Here is an 11,932-nt window from a genome sequence, read left to right on the forward strand (position 1 = left end):
CCGGGACCTACCGAAGAGTCCGGCTTGCGAAGCGGCTTGTCGCGGCCGCGTATTCGGCGGCGAGGTCGTCGACGATGGATTTCACCGGCGTGACACCGTCGATCAGGCCCAGACCCTGGCCCGCGGCCCAGATGTTCTTCCACCGCCCCTGCACGTCCGCACCGGCGTTGTAGTCACGGTTGGCCGGTGCGGTGAGGGCGTCGGGATCGAGACCGTTCGCAACCAGGCTGGGACGCAACCACGAGGCGCTGGTCCCGGTGATGCCGGAGCTGACGACGAGATCGTCCGGTCCGTGCTCGACGACCATCTGCTTGTAGTCGGCGGACGCCATGCTTTCCGTCGCCGTGAGGAACCGGGTGCCCATGTAGACGAGATCGGCGCCGGCCGCGACGGCACCTGCCACACCCCAGCCGTCGGCGATGCCTCCGCCGATGACGAGCAACCCGTCGAAGAACTGCCGTACGGCGGAGACGAACGCGAACGGGGAGAGATGGCCCGTGTGCCCCCCTGCTCCCGCCGAGATGCACGCGAGTCCGTCGACTCCGAAGCCGGCGGCTTTACGGGCGAGCCGGACGGACACCACATCGGCGAGCACCAGTCCGCCGTATCCCTTGACCGTCTCCATCACCGGTTCCGGAGACCCCAGAGCCGTGATGACCACAGGCGGGCGATGCTCGGCGACCAAGCGCAAGTCCTCCTCGAGACGCTGGTTGGAGCGGTGGGTCACCAGGTTCACCGCCCACGGCGCGGCATCCGGTCCCGCGGCGGCGACACCGTCGGAGATCGTCCCCATCCAGCGGTCGAGTTCGGCGGTCGTGCGGCAGTTGGGCGTGGGGAAGGAGCCCACGATTCCGGCCGCGCTCGCCGCGATGACGAGTTCCGGGCCGGACACCAGGAACATCGGGGCCGCGACCACCGGGACGCGCACGCGCGCGGGAAGGTCGATCGAAGTGGAGTGGGGTGCTGTGGACATGCTCATAGGGATTCCAGGAGGTCGGTGCGAATGTGGCGTCGCAACAGTTTGCCTACCGCGTTGCGCGGCAAGGTGTCGACGAGTTCGATGCGTTCGGGCAGTTTGAACGACGCGATGTCCCGCGCGCGAAGGTGCGCCGTGAGGTCGTCGAGTGTCGGGGTGGCGCCGGCGGTGGGAACCACGACCGCACAGCATTTTTCGCCGAGTACTTCGTCGGGGATACCGATGATCGCGACTTCGGCCACCGCGGGGTGGTCCTGCAGCAGCCCTTCGATCTCTGCCGGTGCGATGTTCATGCCGCCCCGGATGACGATCTCCTTGATCCGGTCGACGAAGCGCAGGTACTCACCGTGCTCACCGCACAACTCGAAAACGTCACCGCTGCAGAGGAAGCCGTCCTCGTCGAACGGGGACGACGTCGCGGTGCCCTCGAGGTAACCCGCGAAGACGGTGGGCCCCTTCAACCGGAGTTCGCCGCGGCCGCCGATGGTGTCGACCAGGGCGCCGGTCACGGGATCGATGAGGCGTACCTCGGTGCTGCGGCTCAGACGCACCACCCAGGACCGGTCCGGCGCCGCGTAGTTCGGCAGATGCTGAGCGCGGACGGTCGGGTCCGGGATGTCGCCCGGTGCACCGAGAAGGCACACGCCCTCGTTGGATCCGAAGAAATTGATCACCTCGACCCCGTGGTCGTTCTGCCAGGACGCCACGACGGACGGCGGCAGCGGTGCGCCACCCGCCCCGACGCGCGCGAGCGACGAAAGGTCGAACTTGCCGCGCAGGTCGTCGTTCTTGAGCAGCATCGTCAGGATCGCCGGGGGCATGGTGGTGTGGGTGGCCCGGTGGTGCTGGATCTGGCCCAGATAGACCGCGATGTCCAGGGGGTGGTGGTGGACGAGGTGACCCCCACCGAGGAGCCAGGGCAGCAACGCCGCTGCGAACCCGGCCATGTTCACCAAGGGGAACGGGTTCACGAGCACGGAATCCTCCGTGGTTTCGAGGCCGTCCTGCACTCCTCGGCCCACCGCGAGCCAATCCGCGTGGCACCGGGGTACGCCCTTGGGCGCTGCCTCGGTACCGCTCGTCCAGCACACGGTGACCCGGTCGTTGACCGTGCGTACCACCGCGGCCGCGTAGGTATCGGCCTCGTCGAGGAGGGATGCGGGCACCGATGCGGTGTCGATCTCGACGGCCTGTTCGGGCACGTGCGGTCCGAAAGCGAATACGGTTCCGAGGGTCCGGTGGCCGGAGACCAGTTCGGACGCTTCGGTGGCGAGTGAGCGGTCGCCGAGTTTACCGACGGTGACGACGGCGACGGCAGAACACGCATCGACGATGCCGGACAGTTCGTGACGGCGATACGACGCGGGCATCGGGGTCGCCACGGCGCCGAGGCGCCACAGTGCCAGGTATGTCGCGGTGAGGGCGACCGAATTGGGCATCTGCACGGCAACCGTGTCGTCCTGCCGTATTCCACGCGCGTGGAATACCGCAGCGACCCGCCGCACGAACTCGTCGAGTTCCTGCCATGTCAGCGACCGGGGCTGTGCCCCGGTGAGATCCACCAGGTTGGCCGGGTCGGTGGTCGCGGCATGCGAAGGCCTGCGCTGTACCCAGGAATCGAAGAGGTCCGGGAGCGTCTCGTCCTGCCACCAGCCTCGTTCCAGGTATTCGGAGACTGTGGCGTCGGGATGGCACGCGCGTGCGGTGGGCGGGAGGGAAAGAGGTGTCGACATCAGGGGGCCTTTCGCGAAGTCCGGGTGGGAAAGCGGTCGCGGGTATCGCTCACAGCCGGCGGAGCACCAGGGCTGAGCCGAGACCGAGGGCTGCGGGGATGGTGACGAGCGCATGCTCGCCTCCGGTGCGTTCGAGCTGGTCGAGTGCGTGAGCCACGAGAATGCCGCCGGTGGCCCCGAGCGGATGTCCGACGGCGAGAGCGCCGCCGTGGACATTGACGCGGGCCGGGTCGAGGTGCAGTTCCTCGATCATCATCAACGGTGTCACGGCGAAGGATTCGTTGATTTCGACAATGTCGAGGTCCTGCGCGGTGATGCCGGCACGTGCGAGCGCCCGGTGCGCTGCGGCCACGGGAGCGGTAAGAAGCGGTGAGCGGACCGCGCTCTGCGCCGTCCCGACGATCTGGGCGCGGGGCCGCATCGACAGCGCCGCACCGGCTTCGGCGTCACCGATCAGAATCGCGGAGGCTCCGTCTGCCAGCTGGGGCGCGGTCGCGATCGTGTGCAGTCCCGCCGCCGGGCGCGGTGAATCCGGCAACCGGCGGGCGACCCGCTCCCATCCGGCGTCTTCTCCGAAGAGCGCGGGCAGCGCGGCGAAATCGTCGAGTGTCACTCCGGGGCGCGGGCCCTCGTCCGAATCGAGTTCGGTATCGCCGACTTTCATGCTGATCAGGGACGGCGAGGGGGGAGCGGTGGCGGCACGTCCGTGCGAGGCGACCGCGTAGGCATCGAGCAGCTCGCGGGTGAACCCGTACCGTGCCGCCGTGAGATCGGCCGACACCCCGATGGTGACGAACCCGGTGCGTTCACCGAGTTCGGGGTCCACGGCGATCGGGGGCGAATCGGAGAACATCGGCACCCGGGACATCGATTCGACGCCCCCCGCGACCACCGCGCGCGCCGTACCGGCGGCCACCCGTGCGGCTGCGCCTTCGATGGCATCGAGCCCGGAGCAGCACAACCGGGAGACGACGCCGCCGGGGATGTGATCGGGCCAGCCCGCCCACTGCACGGCCGCTCTGGTGAGGTCGCCGGCTTGTTCTCCGGTGGCGGTGCTGATTCCGAGGAGCACGTCGTCCACAACCTCGGATGCACCGCAGCGTTCGTCGAGTGCGGTGAGAAGCCGGGCGATCAGCTCGACCGGGCGTACGCCTGCCAGGGTGCCGCCGCTCTTGCGCACGCGGGCACGGGGGAGGCGGACGGCGTCGTAGATGTACGGGGGATTGATCCGATTCACAGATTTGCTCCGACTCGTTGAATGTCGTGACCCGAGTCACTACAGCTAACGAAGTGATACCGGGTGACATCGGTCGGTGTCAAGATGGGGACCAAAGGCCCGCGTCAGGGATGGGGCAGCATCGGCTCGATCCGCGCACTGTGCCGATCCACCGGCCCGTCGCATCCCCTGCACTGAAGTTCCGGATGCAGGATCGCGCCGCACTCGCGGTGCAGGATCCGCAGCGGCCCGGGCGCCTCCGGGAAGGCCTGTGTGGACCACCGGATCAGGAAGACGAACACGCCGAACAGCGCACGACCGCGGTGCGTCAGGCGGTATTGGCGGTCGGTACCGGACGGGTGGCCGAGGATCTGCGCGGCGCACAGCCGGGCGAGGCGATCGGTGAGCGTCGTCGGGGAGATGTCCAGCGCCGACCGGAATTCTCCGAACCGGCGGGCTCCGGCCAGTGCGAGACCGGTGATCGCGCCGCTCCAGCGATCACCCAGAGCCTCCATCACCGCGTTGAACTGCATGTCTGCCGACACGCTCTTGCCGGCGGGCCCGCGGGTGGAGCGCCGCCGGGCACCGGAGGTCACGGTCCAGATCGCTTCCGCATCCATCTCGATGTCCGTGTCGTGGGTGGTGACGACAGTGCCGCAGGATCCGCAGCGGATGACGGCGGGACCACGGTGCCCGCACACGTCGTGCACCAGGTCGGGCTGCCACGCACCTTCGGGTGTCCACTCCCGTTGCCAGCTCCAGATGCACACCAGGATCGGCCAGGTGGCGGTCCCCAGATCGGTCAGCAGGTAGTCGTGCCGATCCGAGCCGGCCGACTGCGGAGAGCGTTCCAGCACACCGGCCGCTGCCAGTGACTGGAGCCGGTCGGTCAGCACCGAGGACGGGGCACCCGTGAGTTCGAGCCACTGGTTGAAGCGGGTCGTGCCGCTCACGAACGCGTGTCCGAGCAGCGCGAGTGTGAGGCGGTCGCCGAGCAGATCGAGCGTGGCGGCGACCGGATTGACGGTCGCAGCCCGGTCGCTCGGCACGGTGTTGCTTCGGGTCACGGGCCAACCTCCTCCGGTGCGCATCCGTCGTTGCGTGGCTCACACCAAGATGCTTCAATAACTGTACTAAACGGGGACGGCGGGCTTCACCGTCGCGGAACTACTCTCCCAAGACCTCCACCGACCCGTCGAACCGATCTCGAAAGCGAGACGACATGACATCAGCTCAGGTGTGGATCGCCGGCGGCTATCAGAGCGACTTCGCCCGCAACGTCACCAAGGAAGGCTTCGACATCGGCGATCTCACTGCCGAGGTCGCGCGCCGCACGCTCGACGACGCGGGGATCGACGCGAGCGAGGTCGACGTCGTCCACGTGGGCAATGCCTTCGGCCAGCTCTACACCGGGCAGGGTCACCTCGGGGCGATGCCGGCGTCCATGATCCCCGAATTGTGGGACGTTCCCGCGAGCCGGCACGAGGGAGCATGTGCCTCGGGCTCTCTGGCGATTCTCGCCGCGATGGCCGACCTCGAATCAGGGCGTTACGACTGCGCACTCGTCCTCGGTGTCGAACTCGAGAAGACCGTGCCGGGCGATATCGGCACGAACTACATGAGTCCGGCCGCGTGGGTGGGACGAGAGGGCCAGGACGCAAAATTCATGTGGCCCTACATGTTCGATCGCATCGCCGGCGAGTACACGACCCGGTACGGACTCGACCCGGCGCACCTGTGGGCCATCTCCGAACTCAATATCCGCAACGCCCGGAGCAATCCTCGCGCGCAGACCCGGACACGGTCCTATTCCCCCGAATCGTTCACGGCCGACGACACCGCCAATCCGCTCGTGGAGGGCAGCCTGCGCAAGATCGACTGCGGCCCCCTCACCGACGGAGGAGCGGGCGTGGTCCTCGTCAGCGATCGGTACGTCGCCCGGCATCCGGAGTTCGACGCGGCCCCCCGCTCCCGGATTCTCGGCTGGGGTCACCGCACCGTCGGGCTCTCCCTCGACGAGAAGCTCGCACGCAGTTCGGGCGGCGGCTTGATGTTCCCGCACCTCGCCGACACCGTCGCCGACGCATACGGGCGCGCCGGAATCGGAGGTGTGGACGAACTCGACCTGATCGAAACGCACGACTGCTTCAGCATCAGCGAGTACGTGGCGATCGACCACTTCGGCCTCACGCCGCCCGGCGAAAGCTGGCGCGCCGTGGAAGCCGGCGATCTCGAGATCGGCGGCCGGATGCCCATGAACCCCAGTGGGGGACTCCTGGGCGGAGGACACCCGGTGGGGGCCACGGGCGTGCGCATGGCTCTGGACTGCCATCGCCAGGTCACCGGCACCGCCGGCGCCTACCAGGTCGACGGCGCCCGACGGGCGGCCACCTTCAACTTCGGTGGTAGCACCACCACTTCCGTATCCCTCATCATCGGCTGAGCCGAAGGAGCATCGATGGACCTCGAAATTCTCGGCCGCGCATTGTCGACGCTGCCCACCGACGACGATCACCCCTATCGCACCGGGCCGTGGCGACCCCAGGTCACCGAGCACCGCGCCGACGATCTCGAGGTCGTCGGGGAACTGCCCGCCGATCTCGACGGGGTGTACATCCGGAACACCGAGAATCCGGTGCACCCTGCCCAGCAGGGCCGCTACCACCCGTTCGACGGTGACGGCATGGTGCATGTCGTCGGCTTCCGCGACGGGAAGGCGTTCTACCGGAACCGTTTCGTCCAGACGGACGGCTTCGTCGCCGAGCAGGAAGCCGGTCGCGCGCTCTGGGCGGGAATCGCCGAGAATCCGGCGAAGTCGGAACGCACCGACGGCTGGGGTGCGCGCACAAGGATGAAGGACGGATCGAGCACGGATGTCACCGTGCACAACGGGGTTGCACTCACCAGTTTCTGGCAGTGCGGCGACCTGTACCGGGTGGATCCGATGTCGCTCGAGACCGTCGGCAAAGCGGAGTGGGGCGGCGACTTCCCGTCGAATCTCGGAGTGTCGGCGCATCCCAAGGTCGATCACCGTACCGGGGAGATGCTCTTCTTCAACTACGGAACGGACGCGCCGTACATGCATTACGGCGTCGTCGACTCGTCCGACAAACTCGTGCACTACACCGACATCGAATTGCCCGGTCCTCGGCTACCCCACGACATGGCCTTCACCGAGAACTACGCCATCCTCAACGACTGCCCGCTCTTCTGGATACCCGAGGCTCTCGCGGCGGGTAAGTACGTCTCGCGTTTCCACCCCGATATTCCGATGCGCCTCGGCGTGCTCCCGCGGCGCGGCGGCGGGAGCGAGATCAGGTGGTTCGACGCGGCTCCCACTTACGTCCTGCACTGGACGAATGCCTACGAGGACGGCGACGAGATCGTCCTGGAAGGGTTCCACCAGGAGACACCCGAGCCGGAGGACACCGGGAACGGGTCGATCTACCAGCGCATGTTCCGCTTTCTCGCTCTCGACAGAATGGGCACGCACCTGCACCGGTGGCGCCTGAACCTGCGCACCGGCGGCGTCACGGAAGAGCGCCTCTCCGAACGGGTCACGGAGTTCGGCATGATCAGTCCCGTACACACGGGAGTACCGCACCGCTACACGTATGCGGCGACGGGCCTGCCCGGGTGGTTCCTGTTCGACGGCCTCGTCAAGCACGACTCGCTGACCGGCGCCGAGGAGCACTATGCGCTCGGTGAGGGAGTGTTCGGAAGCGAAACCGTGATGGCGCCGCGGATCGGGTCTTCGGGTGAGGACGACGGATACCTCGTCACCATGACCGTCGACATGAACCGTGATCTGTCCGAGTGCCTCGTCTTCGACGCACAGCGTCTCGCCGACGGCCCGGTCGCCCGGATTCGTCTTCCGGAACGGGTCAGTTCGGGCACGCACTCCACGTGGGCGTCGGGCGCGGAGATCCCCGGGTGGCGGACCGCCGAGCGGCCCGAGGACGCAGTCGGTTTGTAACCAGGGTGTGCCGGCGGGCGGTGTAGACACGTCGCCGATTCGAGTTACCGTCGTTCTTCCGCTCACCGGCCACGGAGCGGTTACCGTTCTGCCCATGACTGTTTCGCGACGGCGATGGACGCTCCTCACGGTCGGTGCGTGCATCGCCGGGGCGGGTGTCTCGACGGCTCCGGCCGCCGCTGCCGACCCGGCGGGAGCGTGCATCCAGAACGCCGGCGGAATAGTCTCGGTGGACGGGGCCGATCCTGTCCCCGCCGTGTTCGGCTTCGACGGCCCACGGCTTCTCGGCGTCGAGGGCGGCACCGGCAACGCCTGCATCACCAATGTCGGCCCGGGCACGGTGAGCGTCAGCCACCCGGAGGGCCGGGTGTCGGGTCGCACCGAGGTGTCGACGGCGTTCGTCGAGATGCGCGTCGACGGGGGCGTCGGCAACGTCGCGGTGACGAACTTCGGAACGGGCGCGGTCGCCGTCGACCGCCGGTCGGTCACACCGGAACCCGCGGCGCCGAGCACACCCCCGCCGGATCCCGGGATGCCGGAGATATCGGTCGACGCGGGCACCGACGGCGTGTTCGTGACGAACATCGGCACCGGTGCGGTCACCGTCACGGACGGCGATCCGGGACCGCTGCCCCCATCGGTTCCGCCACCCCCCGGCGCGGTGATCACCGATCCGGTCACCGGAAACGTCTACGTCACCAACCTTTTCGGTCCGGATATCGCCGTGGTCGATCCCCCGGCAGGGACCGGAGCGAGCGTGGTCGACCGATCGGTACCGGGCACCGATGTGGACTACGGGACGGGCAACGTCTTCGTGACGAACATCGGCGGCGGGCAGGTCACCGTCATCCGGTGAGGACGATCCCGCCCGTGCCCGCCACCGGCATCGAAACCTCGCGCTCGCTTCGGGCATATGCCATTCTCTTGGTCAACAGTGGGCGACGGAGCGGGACGGGTCGATGGGGATGAAGAACGTGTGGGCCGCGGTGGTCACCGTCGTCGCGGCATGTGGGTCGGTGATCGTGGCAGCGCCTGCCGCCGCGGCGAATCCGCCGGCGTGCCCGACAGTGAATGTGGTCGCCGTCCCGGGTACGTGGGAAACGTCGAATACTCCCGACCCCTCACGCGGCAACGGCATGCTCGCCCAGGTCACGAGCGGCCTCCCCGCGGGGACCCGAGTCGACTACGTGCAATATCCGGCGAGCGCGTTTCCATGGGAGGGCGAGGTATACGTCGCGTCGCGCAACCGTGCCGTCGACAATGCCCGTGCCCTCATCGCGGCCACTGCGGCCCACTGCCCGCTCACGAACTTTGCCCTCGTCGGATACAGCCAAGGTGCCGACGCAGCAGGTGATCTCGCGGCCGCGATCGGAACCGGGCTCGACGTCGTGGGACCACACCGGCTGGTTGCGGTCGGATTACTCTCCGATCCGCGCCGCTCGGAACAAGATCCGCTCGTAGGACACCCTGTGGCCGGTAACGGTGCCGGGGGCGCGCGGGTAGGAGGATTCGGTCTCGTCTCGCCGAACGTACGGACGATCTGCGCGGTGGGCGACCTGTACTGTTCCACGCCCCCGGAGGATTTCGTCACGAGAGTGGCGGGCTTCCTCGCGATGTCGGCGGGCAGCCCGCTCGACAAGCTCGAGGATTATCGGGACGAGGCCACGCTTCTCTACGCGGACATCATGGCCGCAGGCGGAATCCCCACGCTGCACGCACAGCTCACACCCGACGCCAACGGGCGTCGCGAGGCCCAGATCCGCGAGTTCTACCGATCGCAGATCCATCAGGACTATTCGAACTACCCGGTCGACGAACGGGGCACCACCGCAACGCACTGGCTACGGGACTGGATCGCATCCAAGGCGTGAGCCGGGCACGACCTCAGTACAGGTATTCGCGATAGAGTTCGCGCTTCCCGGCTTCGGCGTCGGCGGGGACGTCGATGGAGACGAGTTCGGCGTGCATATCGCGCATGCTGGGGACGAGTTCGTGTTTCGGATACGTCGTCGCGTCCCAGAGCTTCGCGCGGAGCATCGCGCGGGCGCAGTGCAGGAACACTTCGTCGATGCGGACGATCACCGCGAGCAGAGCCGGCTTCCCGCTCAGCGACAGCTTCTCGAGAAGCTCGGGGTCGGTCGAGAGAGTGGCACGGCCGTTGATCCGCAGAACTTCTTCGTCGCCGGGGACGAAGAAGAGCAAACCCACGTGCGGGTTCTCGAGGATGTTCCGGTAGGAGTCGGCGCGCCGGTTTCCCGGCCGGTCCGGCAACACGATCGTGTGGTCGTCGAGGACCAGCACCGAAGACGTGAGGTCGCCCCGAGGGGAGCAGTCGCAGTTGCCCGCGGCATCGGCGGTCGCGAGGGTGAAGAAGCGGGCGAGCGACAGAAAGTTGCGGATGAGCGGCGTCAGATGCGGTCGGGCCTTGTCGACGATCGCCGGATGCGGTGCCCCGAGGACCGCCTCGAGTTCGTGTTGTGTGCTGAGCCCGTTCTGCACGAGCTCGTCGATCCTGTCCGCATCCATCCGGTGCCACCTCCGGCGGTGACCGTACCAACCGGGTCGGCGGCGTCCGCACCCGGAACAGGGTTCTTCCTCTCCTACCCGACGGGCGACACAACCGGCGCGGCCATGTGGGGAGACGAACGGCACCCCGGCGCGCGGAGTCGTTCGATGTCACGCTTCACGCTCGCCGTATAACCGGAGTGTAAAACCGGCGCAGGCATGCCGGGATATCTGTTTACGGTGGGAACCATGGAGAAGGCAGCCGAGACCTCGCCGAGCCTATGAGCGCCGAGTCGACGGTCATGAAGTTCCGGCCGGCTACACAGCGGGCCTTCGACGACGTGACCGAGATGCTGGGTCCCAAGCGACGGCCGGACGCCCTGGCGTGCTGGTGTCTCACCTATCGCCTCGGCGCGGAGGCGGCCGGACTGGACGCCGGCGAGCGCCGGGAGCGGGTGTTCGAGATGTGCGCTCACCGTCCGGCCCCGGGAATCCTCGCGTATCTCGACGGAGAGGTGGTCGGATGGGCGGGCGTCGCACCCCGCTCCCGGGTCGCCGCGTTGCAGGACACGGAGACCTATCCACTGGTGGACGGGGTCGATCCGTGGTCGATCTTCTGTCTCCGTACGAAGGGGCGGCGTCGCCGCAAAGGTATCGGACAGCAACTCCTGCTCGGAGCGATCGCGTTCGCACGTGAGCACGGCGCCGAGGTCGTCGAGGGCTATCCCCTCGATACCGGAGACAAGGTCGATGCCGTGTTCACCTACCCGGGGTTGCGCTCGATGTTCGAGAAGGCCGGGTTCGTCGAGGTCGCGCCCGTGCGGGGAACCCTCGGCGGCGCGCCCCGGGTCGTCATGCGCCTGGCCACTCCGCGCACCCGGCGGTAACCGGGGCTGGGTCGGCACCGATTTACACCCGCAGGGTGTCCCTCACGTGGCCGGTCTCGTTGATCGAGGCGACCCGGCGAGTTCCCGTGCGTGAAACCAGGATGCGGGTGACCGACGTGTATTCGATCGGGAACATCAGCGGTCGCGGAAGACCGAGCAGGTCTTGCAGCACCACGTTGACCACTCCGCCGTGCACGAAGATCGCAGCGGTGTCGGAGTGGTCGCACGAGGCCACGACATGGTCGAGTCCCCGCAGCACCCGGGTGCGGAAAAGTTCCGCGTCGACGAAGTCCGGTAGCTCGCCGGCACGGATTCGGGCGTAGGCGTCCGACGCGACATTCTTGGCGGTCTCGATGGTGAGGTAGTGGTCGAGGCCGTAGTCGTACTCGGCGAGATCCTCCACCCGTTCGACCTCGAGCTGCCGGGTCGCGGCAACCGGTTCCGCGGTCTGGGCCGCGCGCTGCTGGGGGCTCGAGAACAGCCGCGTGATCCGGTACGGCGCGAGCGCGTCCGGGAGACGCTCGGCTTGCCGTCGTCCGCCCTCCGTGAGCGGCGGGTCGACCGGGAGGCCGTTGCCGGAACGCGCGTTGTTCGGCTCAGCGTGGCGGATCAGAAGTAGCTGCACGGACTTCACGATGC

The 11,932-nt window shown here is 67.8% G+C and carries 11 protein-coding genes; 5 read left to right on the top strand and 6 right to left on the bottom strand.

The features are described from left to right. Nucleotides 1-7: 7 nt before the first annotated feature. From ACFWBU_RS01265 to ACFWBU_RS01280, 4 genes are all read right to left on the bottom strand, one after another. A complete protein-coding gene (locus ACFWBU_RS01265) occupies nucleotides 8-979 on the bottom strand; it encodes an NAD(P)H-dependent flavin oxidoreductase (RefSeq protein WP_378527220.1) in 972 nt (323 codons plus the stop codon). Then, nucleotides 976-2,709 (bottom strand): class I adenylate-forming enzyme family protein, encoded by a 1,734-nt coding sequence (locus ACFWBU_RS01270; RefSeq protein ID WP_378527221.1) that lies wholly within the window; start codon nucleotides 2,707-2,709, stop codon nucleotides 976-978. The genes ACFWBU_RS01265 and ACFWBU_RS01270 overlap by 4 nt, the downstream gene beginning before the upstream one ends. 49 nt (nucleotides 2,710-2,758) lie before the next feature. Next, complete coding sequence (locus ACFWBU_RS01275) at nucleotides 2,759-3,946, bottom strand: acetyl-CoA C-acyltransferase (RefSeq protein ID WP_169620856.1); 1,188 nt, start codon at nucleotides 3,944-3,946, stop codon at nucleotides 2,759-2,761. A gap of 104 nt (nucleotides 3,947-4,050) precedes the next feature. Beyond that, nucleotides 4,051-4,992, bottom strand: a complete 942-nt coding sequence (locus ACFWBU_RS01280; protein ID WP_378527222.1) for a winged helix-turn-helix transcriptional regulator — start codon at nucleotides 4,990-4,992, stop codon at nucleotides 4,051-4,053. Nucleotides 4,993-5,147: 155 nt separating this feature from the next. Between ACFWBU_RS01280 and ACFWBU_RS01285 the strand changes: the two genes are divergently transcribed. From ACFWBU_RS01285 to ACFWBU_RS01300, 4 genes are all read left to right on the top strand, one after another. Next, entirely contained in the window at nucleotides 5,148-6,368 is a 1,221-nt protein-coding gene (locus tag ACFWBU_RS01285; protein ID WP_378527223.1) for an acetyl-CoA acetyltransferase, read from the top strand. Nucleotides 6,369-6,383: 15 nt separating this feature from the next. Next, complete coding sequence (locus ACFWBU_RS01290; protein WP_296550664.1) at nucleotides 6,384-7,901, top strand: carotenoid oxygenase family protein; 1,518 nt, start codon at nucleotides 6,384-6,386, stop codon at nucleotides 7,899-7,901. 94 nt (nucleotides 7,902-7,995) lie between these two features. Continuing rightward, a complete protein-coding gene (locus tag ACFWBU_RS01295) occupies nucleotides 7,996-8,757 on the top strand; it encodes a hypothetical protein (RefSeq protein ID WP_378527224.1) in 762 nt (253 codons plus the stop codon). Between the two features lie 109 nt (nucleotides 8,758-8,866). Continuing rightward, nucleotides 8,867-9,772, top strand: a complete 906-nt coding sequence (locus ACFWBU_RS01300; protein ID WP_169652353.1) for a cutinase family protein — start codon at nucleotides 8,867-8,869, stop codon at nucleotides 9,770-9,772. 13 nt (nucleotides 9,773-9,785) lie between these two features. Here the strand turns inward: ACFWBU_RS01300 and ACFWBU_RS01305 are convergent, their stop codons facing one another. After that, complete coding sequence (locus ACFWBU_RS01305; RefSeq protein WP_296550661.1) at nucleotides 9,786-10,427, bottom strand: MSMEG_1061 family FMN-dependent PPOX-type flavoprotein; 642 nt, start codon at nucleotides 10,425-10,427, stop codon at nucleotides 9,786-9,788. Between the two features lie 260 nt (nucleotides 10,428-10,687). Between ACFWBU_RS01305 and ACFWBU_RS01310 the strand changes: the two genes are divergently transcribed. Next, complete coding sequence (locus tag ACFWBU_RS01310) at nucleotides 10,688-11,293, top strand: GNAT family N-acetyltransferase (protein ID WP_378527225.1); 606 nt, start codon at nucleotides 10,688-10,690, stop codon at nucleotides 11,291-11,293. A gap of 22 nt (nucleotides 11,294-11,315) precedes the next feature. On the opposite strand, the gene ACFWBU_RS01315 is transcribed toward ACFWBU_RS01310, so the two are convergent. Beyond that, on the bottom strand, nucleotides 11,316-11,918 hold the full coding sequence (locus ACFWBU_RS01315; RefSeq protein WP_378527226.1) for a histidine phosphatase family protein: 603 nt from the start codon (nucleotides 11,916-11,918) through the stop codon (nucleotides 11,316-11,318). Nucleotides 11,919-11,932 lie beyond the last annotated feature (14 nt).

The organism is Rhodococcus sp. NPDC060084, assembly GCF_042730335.1.
In the GTDB taxonomy this organism is placed as follows: domain Bacteria; phylum Actinomycetota; class Actinomycetes; order Mycobacteriales; family Mycobacteriaceae; genus Rhodococcus.

What these genes read in the sequence shown, in the direction of transcription:
- ACFWBU_RS01265 (WP_378527220.1), bottom strand. Translation starts at nt 979, where the DNA reads ATGAGCATGTCCACAGCACCCCACTCCACTTCGATCGACCTTCCCGCG.
- ACFWBU_RS01270 (WP_378527221.1), bottom strand. Translation starts at nt 2,709, where the DNA reads ATGTCGACACCTCTTTCCCTCCCGCCCACCGCACGCGCGTGCCATCCC.
- ACFWBU_RS01285 (WP_378527223.1), top strand. Translation starts at nt 5,148, where the DNA reads ATGACATCAGCTCAGGTGTGGATCGCCGGCGGCTATCAGAGCGACTTC.
- ACFWBU_RS01290 (WP_296550664.1), top strand. Translation starts at nt 6,384, where the DNA reads ATGGACCTCGAAATTCTCGGCCGCGCATTGTCGACGCTGCCCACCGAC.
- ACFWBU_RS01295 (WP_378527224.1), top strand. Translation starts at nt 7,996, where the DNA reads ATGACTGTTTCGCGACGGCGATGGACGCTCCTCACGGTCGGTGCGTGC.
- ACFWBU_RS01300 (WP_169652353.1), top strand. Translation starts at nt 8,867, where the DNA reads ATGAAGAACGTGTGGGCCGCGGTGGTCACCGTCGTCGCGGCATGTGGG.
- ACFWBU_RS01305 (WP_296550661.1), bottom strand. Translation starts at nt 10,427, where the DNA reads ATGGATGCGGACAGGATCGACGAGCTCGTGCAGAACGGGCTCAGCACA.
- ACFWBU_RS01310 (WP_378527225.1), top strand. Translation starts at nt 10,688, where the DNA reads ATGAGCGCCGAGTCGACGGTCATGAAGTTCCGGCCGGCTACACAGCGG.